The organism is Deinococcus sp. AJ005 (assembly GCF_009017495.1).
GTDB lineage: Bacteria > Deinococcota > Deinococci > Deinococcales > Deinococcaceae > Deinococcus.
This window is the reverse complement of sequence record NZ_CP044990.1, coordinates 541,318-556,658: the sequence shown is the minus strand read 5'-3', so window position 1 is coordinate 556,658 and position 15,341 is coordinate 541,318. Positions and strand designations below refer to the sequence as shown.

Here is a 15,341-nt window from a genome sequence, read left to right as displayed (position 1 = left end):
CAATTTGAACGCGTTTCCCACAATTCCTCCCCTCACGCCAGCTTCTCCTGCGGGCCGGGACGGGGGCCGATGCCCCAGCTCACGGCCCATTCCCAGAGTGGATACGCCAGCAGTGTACCCAGCAGCAAACTGGGAATCGTGGTCAGCAGCAGATTCACCGTGATCAGATCGGAGCGCAGCCAGTACGCCAGCGCCGCAAAGGTCAGCCACTCGCCCGCCACCGCGACGATCACGCTCAGCACGATCTGCACCGGGCCGGAATCAGCGACGTAGCGGCGAATCAGCAGCACCAGCAGCACGGCCCCGGCCAGCCCCGCCGCATGCAGGCCCAGCACGCCGCCGCCCAGCAGGTCCTGGCCCAGCCCAACACCGTAGGCGGCTGGCAAAGCCCACACCGGAACCATGCGCCACGCCAGCGCTACGGCGGTCAGCAGAAACAGGTCCGGGGCAGCGATCCCTGCCGAATCCGCCAGCCGTGACAGCAGACCCTGCACGGCGATCAGCAGCGCGACATAGACCACGGCCCGCAGCACCCGCGCTGGCCCGCGTTGCGGCAGGCTGGCGCGGGGGCCGAGACCACCCCGGCCCAGGCCACCGCTGCCCAGGCGTCCGCTAGTCCGCCTGCCCAATCCGCGCCGACTCAGCATCTCAGACCAGACATCACAGCCGCTCCAGACATCACAGCCCCTCCAGAATAGTCACGTCTTCCACCACGCCCAGATCCACGGCGGGCTTGACGATCACCGAGCGGTTCACGTCGTTCGGCCCCAGCGGCAGCACCCTTTCCACCTTGCCCACCCGCACGCCCACCGGGTAGACGCCGCCCAGACTGGAGGTCACCAGCACGTCTCCAGCCTTGATCGGCACGCCCCGCGAGAATTCGGCGCGCAGGCGGTCCGGGGGAACGCCGTGGGCCAGCCCGCGCCCGCCACCGCCCCCCTGCAAGGTCACGCCCACGGTGCTTTCAGGGTCCACCAGCGAGACCACCGTGGCCTGCCGCGCGCTGACCCCAGTGATCTGCCCCACCAGCCCCCCTGGCACCGTGACTGGCATCCGCACCCGCACGCCGTCGCGCGTGCCCCGGTTGAGGGTCAGGCGTGACAGCAGCGGGCTGGGGTCCACCGCGATCACCTGCGCGATGCCCACCGCGTTCGGGGCCTGTGTGCGGGTGATGATGTCCAGTTGTTTCAGGCGGCTGGCCTCGCGGGTCAGCAGCTCGTTGCGCTGGCGCAGCACGTCGTTTTGCTGTTGCAACCGGGTCACCTCGGCGCGCAGGTCACGTTGCTGGGTCACCGTGGTCACGGCGCGGCGCAGGTTGTTGGCCACCACGATGCCCACCTGCGACACGGGCGCGGTGAACGAACGCAGCGCCGTGGGCGGCACCACCTGAAAGCGGGTCAGGACCATGCTCAGCAGCAGCAGCCCAGCAAAGACCAGCGACAACGGACGCGCGCCCGTCACGCCGGAGCAGCCTCCTGTGCCAGCGCGCCCCAGACGGGGACGCCATGAGCGCGCAGCAGCCCGATGACCACCGACATCGGAAAGCCCACCACGTTGGAGAATTCGCCCTCGATGCGCGACACCAGCGCCTGCCCCAGCCCCTGTACGCCGTAGCCGCCCGCCTTGTCCAGCCCCTCACCGGACTGGGAGTAGAACTCCATCTCGGCATCATTCAGGGTACGGAAGGTGACGTCGGTGCGGCCCACTTCTGTGCGCTCGTTGCCGCCCATGAATACAGAAACCCCGGTGAAGACCTGATGCGTGCGGCCCGAGAGCTGGCGCAGGAAGTCGGCGTTCTCAGCGGCGTCGGCGGGCTTGGCGAGCAGCACACCGTCCACGGCCACCACCGTATCGGCGGCGATCACCAGTGCCTTTGGGTTGAGGGCAGCCACACTGCGGCCCTTGAGGGCAGCCAGTTCGGCAGCCAACTTATGCGGGTCCGTCTCCAAGCTGTCCTCGTCCTCGCCGCTGACCTGCACGCGGAATTCCACGCCCAACAGGGTCAGCAGTTCGCGCCGTCTTGGGCTGCCAGATGCGAGGACAACTTCAGGGAATTGAGCTGCCATCAATAGCCCTCGCCGCTCTGCTCGCCTGCCATCAGGGCCACGCCGCCCGACGTGCCCAGACGGTCTGCCCCGGCCTCGATCATGGCGTGGGCGTCCTCCGCGCTGCGAACCCCGCCCGCCGCCTTGATCTTGGCACGGCCCGCGATCACGTCGCGCATCAGCTTCACATCCTCCAACATCGCGCCGCCGGTGCCGAAGCCGGTGCTGGTCTTGACGAAATCCGCACCGCCCTGCACAGCCGCTTCCGTCGCGCCGCGCTTCTGCTCGTCGTTCAGGTAACAGGTTTCGATAATCACCTTCAGAACGTGGTCAGGGATGGCCTGCCGCACCGCCTTCACATCGGCCTGTACGGTGTCCCAGTCCCCGGCCAGCGCCGCGCCGATGTGGATGACCATGTCCACCTCGTCCGCGCCCTCCTCCACGCTCAGGCGGGCCTCCACGGCCTTCTGGCCGGAGGTGACGGCTCCCAGTGGAAAGCCGCAGACGGTGGCGATTTTCACGGCGCTGCCTTCCAGCTCGACGCGGGCCTGGGCCACGTACACCGGATTGACGCACACGGCGTAGAAGGCGTTGGCACGGGCCTCCTGGCACAACCTGGTGATGTCGGCGGGTGTCGCGGTGGCTTTCAGCAGGGTGTGGTCAATGTAGGGAGCGAGCTTCACCCCCCCAGCATACGAGTGATGGGGCTGAGAAGTGCGGGAAACGGTGGCAATCGGCGGGGCGCTGCGCCTGCGGGGAAGCAGAGAGAATTACCCATCCCCTCCGAAACAGGCCGAGAGAACCCGGCGTCCAGCCATCGGGCGCAGTCGGAACCGCCCCCGCGTTACCCTGGGCGCATGACAGACTCCGCTTCCGTCCCTCAATCCGGCGTTCCTCAATCTGGCCAGCCCTTCCCGGCTTTCACCCTCGACGACGCCTCCGGCCAGTCGCACGGCCTGAACGACTACGCAGGCAAGTATCTGGTGCTGTACGTGTACCCCAAGGACGACACCCCCGGCTGCACCAAAGAGGCGTGCGATTTCCGTGACAGCGCGCCGCTTAAAGCGCTGGGCGCGGCCATCGTGGGCGTCAGCGCGGACGACGCGAGCAGCCACACCCAGTTTGCCGAGAAGCACAGCCTCCCCTTTCCGCTGCTCAGTGACCCGGACGCCGCGTATCTGAAAAGCATCGGCTCCTACGGCCCCAAGAACATGTACGGCAAGGTCACCGAGGGCATCAAGCGCCAGACCTTTCTGATCGGCCCGGACGGCAAACTGGTGAAAAGCTGGCTGGCCGTATCGGTGGACGGCCACGCGGACGCGGTGGCGGCGGCGATTGAAAAGGACCAGAGCAAGAATGCCTGACCCCCGCACGGTGGACCTGGAGCCGCTGAAGAAGGAGGCGGCCTTGCGTGCCGTCGCCCTGATCGAGAGCGGGATGCGCGTGGGCCTGGGCACGGGCAGCACCGCCAAATACGCCATCGAGGAAATCGGGCGCAGGGTGCAGAACGGGGAATTGACGGGCATCGTGGGGGTGGCCACCAGCGAGGCGAGCGACCTTCTGGCCCGCGAGGTGGGCATCACCGTGGAAGCCCTCGATCCCCGCCCGCTGGACATCGCCATCGACGGCGCGGACGAGATCGCCCCCAACCTCGATCTGATCAAGGGGCTGGGCGGCGCACTGCTGCGCGAGAAGCTGACCGAGGTGCAGGCGCGGCGGCTGATCATCATCGCGGACCACAGCAAGATCGTTGAGCAGATTGGCGAAAAATCTCCGCTGCCCATCGAAATTGCCCGCTTCGGCTTCCTGAGTACCATCGAGCGGCTGCGGCAGATCGTTCCCGGCGGAAGGCTGCGGCAACCCGGCGCACAGCCCTACGTGACCGACAACGGCAATTACATCTACGACGCGCAACTGGCGGTGGGCGGTGATATCGCCGCGCTGGAACGGCAACTCAAGGGCACGCTGGGTGTGGTGGAGACCGGCCTGTTCCTGGGCATGGCCGAGCGGGCCTTCGTGGCCTCGCCGGACGGAGTCAGGGAACTGAGCCGCTAAGCTGGAACCATGCGGCAGCTGATCGGACGGGGCATGGGGCGGCGGCGCTTCGGCAGTCGCCCCCGCGACTGGGTGCTGGGCGCGCTGCTGCTGATCGCACTCGCGCTGGCCTACGCCATCAACGCGGGTTCGGCGCTGGTGGTGCTGTACCCACGCGCCGTCTCCGCTGTGCGCGCCCTGCCCGAACTGCCGCCCATCCGCGCCGGACAGACCGTGCTGATGGTCAGTCCGCACCCGGACGACGAAAGTTTGTGCTGCGGCGGCATGATCGCCGGGGCGGTGCGGGCCGGGGCGCAGGTGTACATCGTGTGGGTCACCAGCGGCGACGGCTTCGAGCTGGACGGCGCTTTGCTGGACCGCACCTTCCGCCCGCGTCTGGTGGCCACCGAGAAACTGGGCCGCCGCCGCATGGACGAGGCCGCCGCCGCCGCCGCCGCGCTGGGCGTGCCCGCCAGCCACATCACCTTTCTGGGCTACCCGGACGGAGCGCTGCTGAGGATGTGGAACAGTCCTGGTCCGGTGCGTTCGCCGCACACGGGGGCGCTGCGCGTTCCCTACGAGCGCGCCCTGTCACCCGGCACGGTCTACAAAGCGGCCAACCTGCGCCGCGATCTGGGCAGCGTCCTGGACAGGGTCAAACCCGATGTGGTGCTGCTTCCGTCCACCAGCGACTTTCACAAAGACCACATCGCCACCAGCCTATTCACGCAGCAACTGCTGAAACAGCGCGGCTGGACCTCGCGCGCCCGCTACTGGATCGTTCACGGCGGGCTGGAATGGCCGGTGCCCAAGGGGCTGCACGAGGGGTTTCCGCTGCTGATCTCGCCGCGCGGCTTTCACCTGCCCTGGCAGCGCGCCGATCTGAGCCAGCAGGACGAGGACCAGAAACTGAACGCCCTGAAAGCCCACCGCACCCAGATGATGGTCATGCGCCGCTTCATGGAAGCCTTTGTGCGCCAGAACGAGCTGATTACTTTGCAAGAAACGGGCAATCCCAGCGACGGCACGAAGAGCGAGGAGGAAGACGGCGGCTACGGCGGCTTCTAGACCGAGTTCTGGGCGGAGGTCTGGTTCGCCAGTTCCTCCAGTTGCCGCCTGAACTGCGCCGCATCCCGTGTGGGCAACTCACAGCTCCGGTTGCGGCAGACATACCCCAGCCCGCCACCCGGACGGTTCTGTAAGACGGGCAAGTCCCCACCCGCCTCCGTGAACGCCAGCGCCGTGAAGGGCAACGAAATCCCGGCAGCCACCGCTTCCATCGCCCGCCTTTCTTCCGGCGTGCCAATGATGGCGACTTCGGAATGCGGGGCGGCCAGAAACGCCGCCGCCTGCCACAACCCACCGAAGCCCCCACTGGCGGCCAGCATGTCGGTGCGGAAACTCTGGACGGTGCGGCGGGCCAGTTCCTCCGCGCCAAGCAGGGCGAAATAGCGGTCCATCCACAGCGCCAGCAGCGCCGCCGCCGCGTTGTCGCTTAAAACCGCACTGTCGAAACCGGGAGCCTGCCGGGTCAGCAAGGTCTCCGCCCGTCCGCCAGAGGCCATGAACACACCCGCCTCCTCGTTCCAGAAATCGCGCCGAACGATGTCCCATAGCTCACGCGCCCATTCCAGATGGGCGATGTCGCCGCCCGCCTGGAAGAGTGAGACGAGGCCCAGACCGTACAGCGCATGGTCTTCCAGTAGCCCCTCCACCTTCGCCTGACCGCCGCCCCAGGTGTGGCGCAACGTGCCGTCGGGCAGGCGCAATTCGGTATGGATAAAGTCGGCGTTGCGGCGAGCGATCTCTAAATAGTGCGGCTCTTGCAAGATGCGCGCCGCGTCCGCGAAAGCGGCCAGCGCCAGGCCATTCCAGGAGGTCAGGACCTTGTCGTCGGTGCCGGGCTGATCGCGGGTCTGGCGGGCAGCGTGCAGCCGGTTTTTCAAGCCTTCCAGGCGCATGCCGATGCGTTCCTCGCTGTCGCCGTGCAGGGCGGCCAGATCGGCCACCGAAGTCGCCACGAACGGCACCGAACGCCGCCCAAATTCGGGGCGGTGGGGGTCCAGGAAGTTGCCCTCGTCGCTGATGCCCAGGTTCTGCATCGCCAGCGTGGCATCCTCACCCTCGCCCAGCACGGTACGGACCTCATCGGGAGTCCAGGTGAAGGTCAGGCCCTCCACGCCGTTCGTATCGGCGTCCTGCGCGCTGTAAAAGCCCCCGCCCTCGTGCAGCATCTCGCGTTCCAGATACGCCAGGGTTTCGCGGGCCAGCCGGGCGAATTCGGCGTCGCCGCTGACCCCATACGCGCGCAGCAACGTGCGGGCCAGTTGGGCATTGTCGTACAGCATCTTCTCGAAGTGCGGCACGCGCCACCCGGCGTCCACGCTGTAGCGGTGAAAGCCGCCGCCCAGTTGATCGGAGATGCCGCCGTGGCCCATCTGGCGCAGGGTATTCAGCGCCATGCTGCGGCCATCGGCGCGGGTGAGCAGGAAATCGAGGGTGGTGGGCGCGGGGAACTTGGGCGCGCCGCCGAAGCCGCCCTGTACGGCGTCGTACACCCGGCGCATGTTGGAGACTCCCCGTTCCAGAAAGTCGGCGGGCAGGTCTCCCTCCGCCGGGCGCGGCTGGCTGGCCTCGCGGACGTGGGCGCTAAGGGCCTGGGCATTGGCGACTATCTTGTCGCGGTCCCCAGTCCAGGCATTAACCACGCTGGTCATCACCCGCATGAAACTGGGCATGCCCTGACCGTCGCGCGGCGGAAAATAGGTCCCGGCGTAGAACGGCTCGGCCTCGGGGGTCAGGAAGACGGTCATGGGCCAGCCGCCCTGCCCGGTCATGGCCTGGGTGGCGGCCATATACACGGCGTCCACGTCGGGGCGTTCTTCACGGTCCACCTTCACGTTCACAAAATGCTCATTCATGAAGGCCGCCGTCGCCGTGTCCTCAAAGCTCTCGTGGGCCATGACGTGGCACCAGTGGCAGGTGGAATAGCCCACCGACAGCAGCAGCGGCACACCCCGCTCACGCGCCTCGGCGAAGGCTTCTGCGCCCCAGGGCTGCCAGTCCACCGGGTTGTCGGCGTGCTGGCGCAGATAGGGGCTGGATTCGGTGGCAAGGCGGTTCATGCCGCTCAGGCTAACGCGCCCCGGGCATCTGCGGGATTTGCGCCCCACTGCGTAGACTTCACACATTCGACTTTCAAAAAAGCCTCAGACTACGGTGAATGACACAGGCCAACAGCACTCCCACCGCAGAGGAAACCGCCTTTGACCGCCCCGTCCGGGTGCGGGCCGGGTTCTCATTAACTTTCGAAGTGCCGTACCCCACCCCCATGCTCTTCGTGGTGCAGCCTGGTGACCGCCTGGACGCCACCGGCACCCGCCAACGCATCATCGACTCGCGGCCCCTGGGCGCTGCTTCAGGTATCCATACCTACGTAGACAGCCACGGCAACACCGTCTGGCGCACGGTGGCACAGCCGGGCACCTTCACCATCGGGCACGACCTGATCGCGGAGATCACGCGCAATGCGGACCCCGTGCTGCCGCACCTGAAAAAGATGATGGTGGAGAACCTGCCCGACGAAACCATCCAGTACCTGCTGCCCAGCCGTTACGTGGACAGCGATCTGATCAGCGCCGAGGCGTGGGACCGTTTCGGGCATATCGCCGGGGGCTGGGCGCAGGTGCAGGCCATCAGCGACTTTCTGTTCGACGAGTGCGCCTACGGCTATGGCTCCAACAGCTCCACCACAGCCAAACAGGCGCTGGACAGCCGCAAGGCCGTCTGCCGGGATTTTGCCCACATGGGCGTGGCCTTCTGCCGGGCGCTGAACATCCCCGCCCGCTACGTCTGCGGCTACATGCCCGACATCGACATCGTGCCGGACCCCGTGCCGATGGACTTCCACGCGTGGTTCGAGGCGTACCTGGACGGCCAGTGGCGCACCTTCGACGCCCGCCACAACAAACCGCGTGCGGGCCGCGTGCTGATTGCGCAGGGCCGCGACGCCAGCGACGTGGCCTTTTCCACCACCTTCGGCAGCGCCACCCTGACCCACATGAAGGTCTGGGCCGACGAGACGGACTTTGAGAACACGCTGGACATCGAACCGAATCCCCGGATTTTCTAGGCCAGGGATAAAACGCGGGACGCAGTGAAGAAAGCTGCGTCCCGCGTTCTTTGCCGACTGGAGGGGATAGCTGGGAGGCTCACCGCCACGCGGAGGATCAATGAAAAAGCCCTCTCCGGTGGAGAGGGCCAGTCGGGACCAAGGCTTCCAGACTCAATTGCGCTGCGCCCACATGCGTCCCAGCGGTGTCCAGCCCACGTTCTGGAGGGCAGCACGCAGGTCATCCGGGCCGAGTTCAGGGCGCAGGGGCCGCGCTTCCAGGGTCACGTCGCCCAGCCGCGCCACGGGCCACATGTGCAGTTCCCAGCCGGGCAGGGTGGGCAGGGTCTGTTCTGCCACGGGCATGACCGCTTCCAGCAGCAGGACGCTGGACGGGGTGGCCGGACGCGTGGGCTGGGGAGCGTGCGTCTGGGAGTGGCGGAAGGTGGGCGCGGAATGGGTGTTGAGTGTCATGTCTGGTTCTCCTGCACCCAGCCTGCTCCTTGCCGCCATTTTTGGACATCGGTTCCGCGCCACAGGAAAGGTATGGGGCATCGGTTTTCCCGATAAGGGGCGGGAACTGACCCGTGGACTACAATGAAACATGACCCGGTCCAAGTCCCCATCCACGCACGCGCAGCCCACGCTGGCGCAGCTCCGGGCGCTGATTGCCGTGGTGGATGCGGGCGGCTTTGGAGAGGCGGCAGCGGAACTGAACGTCTCGCAGTCGTCGCTGAGCGAGGCGGTGGGCAAACTGGAAGACCTGACGAACCGTCCGCTGCTGCGCCGCAGCGCCAGAGGCACCGTGCCCACCCCTGCCGGACTGCGCGCCGTGACCCACGCCCGCACCGCCGTGCAGGCCGCCGGAGATGTGCTGCTGGCCGCGCAGGACGACGGCGAACTGTCGGGCATGTTGCGGGTTTCTTCTTTCCGCTCGGCAGCCACGCACCTGCTGCCGCCCGTGCTGGTGGCCTTCCGGCAGCAGCACCCGGCGGTGACGGTCAGGCTGCTGGACGGGGACCGGGCCGGGACCGGGGAACATCTGGTCCGGGGCGGGCAGGCCGACCTGGCCCTGATCGAGGGCGACTCGGCGGCAGACCTGCGCCTGACACCGCTGCTCCTGGACGACTACCTGTTCATCGCCCCGGCGTCGCGTGGCACGCAGCCGGTGACAGTGCAGGAACTGGTGGATTCGCCGCTGCTGCTCTCCCCCAGGGGGGACGCATGTTTCCAGCGCATCGAGACATATCTGGGCCGCCTGGGCGTCAACACCTCCGGGGCCACCACCTTCGAGCAGGACAGTGTGACGCTGGGCATGGTGCGCCACGGTCTGGGCATCACGTTGATGCCCAGGCTGGCGCTGCTGCCCGTGCCAGACGGACTGGTCACCCTGCCCCTGCCCGAACCGCTGACCCGCCCTCTGGTGGTGGCCGCACTGCCGCACCGGGCCGGATTGCCACTGATCCGGGCCTTCACGGCGGCGCTGGTGGAGTCGCTGGGGACAGTGCCCGCAGATCAGCTCACGAATCCCAGGTCACACGTCTGGCATTGATTAACCCGTTCCTCTGCCTCCTACCCTGCTACCCTTGAGGCCATATGTCCTATCAAACTGAATCTCCGGTGGTGCGCCGCCCGGTCTACGCCTCACGTGGCATGGTGGCCACCGGTCAGCCGCTGGCCGCGCAGGCGGGCCTGAGCGTCTTGCAGGCGGGTGGCAACGCCGTGGACGCTGCGCTGGCTACCGCTGCCGCGCTGACTGTGCTGGAACCCACCGCCAACGGCATCGGCGGCGATCTGTTCGCGCTGGTGTGGGCCGGGGGCAAGCTGCACGGCCTGAACGCCAGCGGCGCAGCGCCTGCCGCGCTGACGCTGGACGCCTTGCAGGAACGGCACGGCGGCGAGATGCCCCGCCACGGCTGGACCCCCGTCACCGTGCCCGGCGGCGTGCGCGGCTGGGCCGATCTGCATAAGGCGCACGGACGGCTGGACTTCGCGCAGGTGCTGGCCCCCGCGATCCGTTACGCGCGGGAGGGCTATCCGCTGTCGCCCATGGCGTCGGCAGGCTGGGCGCGGGCCATCCAGATTTACCGGGGGCTGAAGCTGCCAATCATGGACGAATGGTTCCGCACCTTTGCCCCGGACGGCTTTGCGCCCGCGCCCGGCGCGCTGTGGCGCAGCGAGAATCAGGCCCGCACGCTGGAACAGATCGCTGCCAGCTACGGCGAGTCCTTTTACACGGGTGATCTGGCCGCGCAGATCGACGCCCACGCGCGGGCCACGGGCGGTCTGCTGCGCGCCGAGGACCTTGCCGCCCACCAGAGTGAATGGGTCACGCCCATCTCCGCACAGTACGGCGGCCACCGCGTCCACGAGATTCCGCCCAGCGGCCAGGGCATCGCCGCGCTGATCGCGCTGAACATTCTGGAGGGCCAGCCTCTGCCGGACCGCCGCGACGACCCGGACGGGCTGCACCTCCAGATTGAGGCCATGAAACGCGGTTTCCACGACGCGCACCAGTTCGTGGCCGATATGCGCCACAGCAAAGTAGACGTTGAACATCTGCTCTCGGAGGCGAACACGCACGCGCACCGCGGCTTTCTCTCGGAGACCGCCCATGATCCCGCCACCCATGCCCCCAGCAGCGGCGGCACGGTGTATCTGGCGACAGCGGACAACGAGGGCAACATGGTCAGCCTGATCCAGAGCAACTACATGGGCTTCGGCAGCGGCGTGGTGGTGCCGGGCACGGGCATCGGGCTGCACAACCGGGGCCACAACTTCAACCTGGAACCCGGCCACCCCAACGTCCTGGCCCCCGGCAAACGCCCCTACCACACCATCATCCCCGGCTTCCTGACCCGCAACGACGGCACGCCCGTCGGCCCCTTCGGCGTGATGGGCGGCTTTATGCAGCCGCAGGGGCACCTGCAAGTGGTCCTGAACACCCTGCGCTACGGCATGAACCCCCAGCAGGCGCTGGACGCCCCGCGCTGGCAGTGGCTGGCCGGGCTGGGGGTAGAGGTGGAAGCTGGCCTGGGCGCGGATCTGGCCCGCAAGCTGGCGGCGCGCGGCCACCGCGTCAGCGTGCAACTGGAGGGCAGTGCCTTCGGGCGCGGCCAGATCATCTGGCGCAATCCCGACACGGGCGTGCTGGAAGGCGGCACCGAAAGCCGCACGGACGGGCACATCGCGGCCTGGTGAGCCGGAGCTAAAGAGAGGGGCCAGAGCGTTCGCCGCTGCTGGCCCCTCTCTCCTTTACTGTTCGGCTACTGCGCGGCCACCGGGCGGACATTTTCCAGCACGAACACCACATCCTGGTAATCGCCATTCTCAGACGGCTCGAAGGCCAGCAGATAACTGTTCGGCATGGCCTTTCCGGCGCGGTCCTTGAGGGGATAGACGCGCACGGCATGGCGGGTGGGGCCAGTGTTCAGGCGGTCCAGGGTGAAGGTGCCCTGTTTGGCGTAGCTGTTGGCGGCCAGATAGATGCCGAACGGGGCGCTGCCCGGATCAAACGTGGTCTGGCCAGGCGGTGGATTGAGGGTCTGGTTGTGCCCGCTGGGAGCCATTGCCCCACGTTCCTGGGTGCGAACCGCGCCGCCGTCCAGCACGAAGCTGCCGTAGGCCGAGGGGCCATCCGGAGAGTAACGGGCCACCGGGCGCAGGGTGACCGGACCTGCCGAGGCGCGTTCAAACATCGGGGCCGCCACCTCGTCGCCGATGGGTGCAGCGCTGGTGCCCAGAATGAGGGCGCTGCCGCCCACGTTCGTCCCGTAATTCAGGGCGTCCACGATCTGGGCCAGCGGTGGCTCGTTGCTGCCTTCCAGACCGGCGGCACGCAGGCCGGAAAGGTTCACTTCCCCGATGGGCGCGCTGTCTCCCACGGCACGTAGGGTGGAGCGCAGCACGCCTGTCGCGGCCCCCGGCAGCAGCTTTACCTTCAGGTTCAGGCTGGCCCCGGATGCCAGCGTCTGCGGAAAGGCGGGCGGCGACACCAGCTCAAAGGTCCCTGCGTTTCCCAGGAAAGTCAGGCCCGTGAGCTTCACCGCCGCGCCGCTGCTGTTCTCGAAGGTGACGGTCTGCACGGCACTGGCCCCGGCCCCGGTGCCGTCCCTGGTGCCGCTGAAGACCAGCAGACCCGGATCGGCACTGAGCAGGACGTCAGCGGGCAGCATGGGCGGGGCAATCGGCTGCTCCACGGGCGGCTTGACCTCGCTGGGAGGCTTGACCTCTGTCTGAGGCTGCGCGCAACCCGTGGTCAGTGCCAGCAGGGCAGCCAGGGTCCAACGGCCCGGATGCCAGCGGCGCTTGCCCCGCAGCACAGAAAAATTCGTCGGTTCATTCATTGTTCACTCCTGAGTCGATTCCGCCACATTGAGCTGGCCCTCTCTGGAGAGGTGTCCTCGCTGGCTTTCCAAACTCTGATCTGGTCACTGGTGTATTGCTTGATACCAGGAGACAGGTCCAGAACCCTGACTGGTCCTCACGGCTCGATTTCGGTGATCGGGTCTAGGCCCACCAGCAGTTGTCCCTGCGGGGTAGTCCTGACCTGGGCGCTGTCGGAGACGGGCTGGAAACCCTCGTCGCCATAAGCGCGGTCCGGGCCGCCGTTCATCCCCAGACGGGCCAGGACCGGTTTGATCTGGTTTTGCCCCGAGGCATCGGGGGCGAACTGCGCGCAGCCGCCCAGTGCCGCCCCATTGCCGGGCAGAAGCGCCAGCGAGACCCCGGAAATTCCAGTTTTCGTGCCGCCGCTGCCAGAGGCATTGCCGTCTGGCAGAACGCGCAGGGCGGTGGGGTTCTCGTAGGCCCAGGCAGGATCAATCACGCCCGTGGGAAGCAGCCGCGCCGCCGTACAGACCCCGCTGCCCAGATATCCGGCAGCCAGCACCCGACCCGAGGCGTCCACGGCCAGATCGCTGGGCCGGGTGGCTGCGAAGCGGTCCTGCCGCACCGTCGCCACACCCTGATCCCCGAAAGCGGAATCCAGCATGCCGCCAGCGGTTAGCCGCGCCACCACCCAGCGGCTGGAAGTGCCGCCTTCAAACGACAGCGCCGTGCCGCCCACCAGCGCGCCGCCACCTGCCAGCGGCCACAGGCTGTAGGCCGAGGCCGAGTCATCGATAGCCGTGACCACCTGTCCGCCAGTTCCGAAACTGGAATCCGGCTGGCCGTTCGGCAGCAGTCGCGTCAGCACCAGCGTCGAGGCTGGGGCCGCCGGGTCCGCCGACAGTTCGTGACTGCCGCCCGCCACCAGCACGCGTCCATCGGGCAGGGTGGCCAGCGCCTGCGGAGCAGCAGGCAACCCTGCGGCAACCCGTCCATTTTGCCCGAAGGCAGAGTCGATCTGACCGTCCGGCAGCAGTCGCAGCACCTCGCTTCCACCCAGCGCCAGCAGCTTGCCGTCAGCCTGCACGGTCAGCCGCAGAACGTCCGCACCGGTCTGAGCCGTGCGGGGCAGCCGGACCTCGCCCGCCACGCCGAAACTGGGATCGGGCTGGCCGCCTGCGCCGTAGCGCGCAAAGACATAGTTCGCGCCGCTAACGCCAAGAACCACGATGCGCCCATCGGCCTGCGCCGCCGTATCACGCGCCGCGAAGGCAGGGCGAATAGGCTGCTGCGCCCGTGGAGCCTGCTGAGTCGGGGCCTGCTGGGTCTGGTCAGGCTTGACGGCCTGCGCCCCGCCGGGCGGCAGCGACGAGCAACCGCACAGGGCCAGCAGGGCGGAAATCAGGGTCAATTTTGCGGCGGTCTGTCGTTTCTTCACTGGTGTCAACCTCGTCGGTTTGGCTTTCTGGCGCACGCTGGCCTTCTCACGCCCCGCCTTTAAGCCCCGCCCTTAAGATCGGGCCTTGTCATCAGATGGTGACGCGGGGGGCGATACAGCAACGTTAACGCAAGAAGATGCGGGGTCTGAGGGCCACCCCCGCAACCTTCACGGATCAGCAAGAGGCACTCAGCGCAGGCTAGCGGGCAAAGACCACAGCAGCGCGCGGCGGTCCCGGCCCCCAGCGGCGGCGGCGGTTCTTCCGTCCGGGCTAAAGGCCAGCGCCTTCACGCCGTCGCTGTGGCCCCCCAGGACGGCGATGGGTGCGCCGCTCTGGGCGTTCCACAGCCGTGCCCGCCCGTCCTGTGCGCCTGTCAGCAGACGCTGACCATCCGGCGAGAAGGCCACGGCTTCCACCGGACCGCCGGGGGCACGCAGTTCGCGTTGCAACCTTCCATCCTGAACATTCCACAGCCGCGCCGTGCCATCCCAGCTTCCACTGGCCAGGGCCGCACCGTCCGGGCTGAAGGCCACCGCGCTGACGTAATCCGCGTGGCCGCCCAGTGTCCCACCCAGCGTCCGCAGGGGCAGACGCCCGGCCACGTCCCACAGCCGCACCGTGCGGTCCCGGCTGCCGCTGGCCAATGTTTTGCCGTCCGGCGAAAAGGCCAGCGAGGTGACCACGTCGCCGTGCCCGCGCAGGCTGCCCTGCACCCGTCCGCTGGCGAGGTTCCACAGTTTGACGCTGTTGGCCGCGCTCGCCTGGGCGCTGTTGTCGCCGCCCGCCGTCGCCAGCATCAACCCGTCGGGGCTGAAGGCCAGCGCCGTGACGTAATAGGTTTCCGGGTCCAGCGTGAGCAGCAGGGCGCGGTCCTGCACAGCCCACACCCGCACGCTTCCGTCGCCGCTGATCGCCGCCAGCCTGCTTCCATCCGGGCTGAAGGCCAGCGCCGTGACTGCCCCCGGCTGGCGCAGGCTGGGGCCACGCCCCGACTGACCTTCCACAGATTGGCCGCCCACAGGCCACCACTGGATCAGGCCCTCGCCGCCGCCCGTGACCAGCCACCTGCCATCCGGGCTGAAGGCCAGCGCCCCAGCGTACACGGCGCTGACGGGGAGGCTGCGGCTGGGGCGCAGTTCGGGGGCCTGAGTCTGGGTGGCCTGAGTCTGGGCAGCCTGGGGCTGGACAGTCTGCCTCGCCAACGTTTGAGTCTGGATGGCAGTGGCAGACGTGGGGAACAGGCTGGGACCACACAGGAGGGCCAGGGTCAACAGGGCAGGACGGTTCATGTGGACCTCCGGGGCAAATTCTGGAAAGGGGCGGGTTCTGAAAAGGACAGAGTCTGGGAAGACGGGAATAGAAAAAAGGCGCGAGAGGCCGGAC

At 67.8% G+C, this 15,341-nt stretch carries 15 protein-coding genes; 6 read left to right on the top strand and 9 right to left on the bottom strand.

Annotated features, from left to right (window positions below):
• Positions 1-32: 32 nt before the first annotated feature.
• From DAAJ005_RS04710 to deoC, 4 genes are read right to left on the bottom strand one after another with little or no spacing between them, the layout of a single operon-like run.
• A complete protein-coding gene (locus DAAJ005_RS04710; protein WP_226342572.1) occupies positions 33-629 on the bottom strand; it encodes a Rod shape-determining protein MreD in 597 nt (198 codons plus the stop codon).
• A 49-nt stretch (positions 630-678) separates the two neighbouring features.
• The gene (gene mreC / locus DAAJ005_RS04705) at positions 679-1,461 is read right to left on the bottom strand and encodes a rod shape-determining protein MreC (RefSeq protein ID WP_151846105.1); all 783 of its coding nucleotides are present in this window, start codon (positions 1,459-1,461) and stop codon (positions 679-681) included.
• Complete coding sequence (locus DAAJ005_RS04700) at positions 1,458-2,066, bottom strand: Maf family nucleotide pyrophosphatase (RefSeq protein WP_151846104.1); 609 nt, start codon at positions 2,064-2,066, stop codon at positions 1,458-1,460. Before DAAJ005_RS04700 ends, mreC begins: the two co-directional genes overlap by 4 nt.
• On the bottom strand, positions 2,066-2,728 hold the full coding sequence (gene deoC / locus DAAJ005_RS04695) for a deoxyribose-phosphate aldolase (RefSeq protein WP_151846103.1): 663 nt from the start codon (positions 2,726-2,728) through the stop codon (positions 2,066-2,068). The genes DAAJ005_RS04700 and deoC overlap by 1 nt, the downstream gene beginning before the upstream one ends.
• A gap of 174 nt (positions 2,729-2,902) precedes the next feature.
• Here deoC and DAAJ005_RS04690 point away from each other — a divergent pair, with 174 nt between their 5' ends.
• Genes DAAJ005_RS04690 through DAAJ005_RS04680 form a run of 3 tightly spaced genes read left to right on the top strand, consistent with a single transcriptional unit; the run spans position 2,903 to position 5,147 of the window.
• On the top strand, positions 2,903-3,409 hold the full coding sequence (locus DAAJ005_RS04690) for a peroxiredoxin (protein WP_151846102.1): 507 nt from the start codon (positions 2,903-2,905) through the stop codon (positions 3,407-3,409).
• The gene (rpiA, locus tag DAAJ005_RS04685) at positions 3,402-4,100 is read left to right on the top strand and encodes a ribose 5-phosphate isomerase A (protein WP_192930867.1); all 699 of its coding nucleotides are present in this window, start codon (positions 3,402-3,404) and stop codon (positions 4,098-4,100) included. The genes DAAJ005_RS04690 and rpiA overlap by 8 nt, the downstream gene beginning before the upstream one ends.
• A gap of 9 nt (positions 4,101-4,109) precedes the next feature.
• Entirely contained in the window at positions 4,110-5,147 is a 1,038-nt protein-coding gene (locus DAAJ005_RS04680; protein ID WP_226342571.1) for a PIG-L deacetylase family protein, read from the top strand.
• Here DAAJ005_RS04680 and DAAJ005_RS04675 read toward each other — a convergent pair.
• Positions 5,144-7,204 (bottom strand): thioredoxin domain-containing protein, encoded by a 2,061-nt coding sequence (locus DAAJ005_RS04675; protein WP_151846101.1) that lies wholly within the window; start codon positions 7,202-7,204, stop codon positions 5,144-5,146. The genes DAAJ005_RS04680 and DAAJ005_RS04675 overlap by 4 nt on opposite strands.
• Before the next feature lie 98 nt (positions 7,205-7,302).
• Between DAAJ005_RS04675 and DAAJ005_RS04670 the strand changes: the two genes are divergently transcribed.
• The gene (locus tag DAAJ005_RS04670) at positions 7,303-8,211 is read left to right on the top strand and encodes a transglutaminase family protein (RefSeq protein ID WP_151846100.1); all 909 of its coding nucleotides are present in this window, start codon (positions 7,303-7,305) and stop codon (positions 8,209-8,211) included.
• A 153-nt stretch (positions 8,212-8,364) separates the two neighbouring features.
• On the opposite strand, the gene DAAJ005_RS04665 is transcribed toward DAAJ005_RS04670, so the two are convergent.
• Entirely contained in the window at positions 8,365-8,664 is a 300-nt protein-coding gene (locus tag DAAJ005_RS04665) for a hypothetical protein (protein ID WP_151846099.1), read from the bottom strand.
• 130 nt (positions 8,665-8,794) lie between these two features.
• On the opposite strand from DAAJ005_RS04665, the gene DAAJ005_RS04660 reads away from it, so the two are divergent.
• Complete coding sequence (locus DAAJ005_RS04660; RefSeq protein WP_151846098.1) at positions 8,795-9,742, top strand: LysR family transcriptional regulator; 948 nt, start codon at positions 8,795-8,797, stop codon at positions 9,740-9,742.
• A gap of 44 nt (positions 9,743-9,786) precedes the next feature.
• On the top strand, positions 9,787-11,391 hold the full coding sequence (locus tag DAAJ005_RS04655; RefSeq protein ID WP_151846097.1) for a gamma-glutamyltransferase family protein: 1,605 nt from the start codon (positions 9,787-9,789) through the stop codon (positions 11,389-11,391).
• 65 nt (positions 11,392-11,456) lie between these two features.
• Here DAAJ005_RS04655 and DAAJ005_RS04650 read toward each other — a convergent pair whose 3' ends face one another.
• The 3 genes from DAAJ005_RS04650 to DAAJ005_RS04640 all read right to left on the bottom strand — a co-directional run bounded on the left by DAAJ005_RS04650 (position 11,457) and on the right by DAAJ005_RS04640 (position 15,247).
• The gene (locus tag DAAJ005_RS04650) at positions 11,457-12,536 is read right to left on the bottom strand and encodes a hypothetical protein (RefSeq protein ID WP_151846096.1); all 1,080 of its coding nucleotides are present in this window, start codon (positions 12,534-12,536) and stop codon (positions 11,457-11,459) included.
• A 137-nt stretch (positions 12,537-12,673) separates the two neighbouring features.
• A complete protein-coding gene (locus tag DAAJ005_RS04645; protein WP_192930866.1) occupies positions 12,674-13,957 on the bottom strand; it encodes a hypothetical protein in 1,284 nt (427 codons plus the stop codon).
• A 189-nt stretch (positions 13,958-14,146) separates the two neighbouring features.
• Complete coding sequence (locus DAAJ005_RS04640) at positions 14,147-15,247, bottom strand: WD40 repeat domain-containing protein (RefSeq protein WP_151846094.1); 1,101 nt, start codon at positions 15,245-15,247, stop codon at positions 14,147-14,149.
• Between the last annotated feature and the right edge of the window lie 94 nt (positions 15,248-15,341).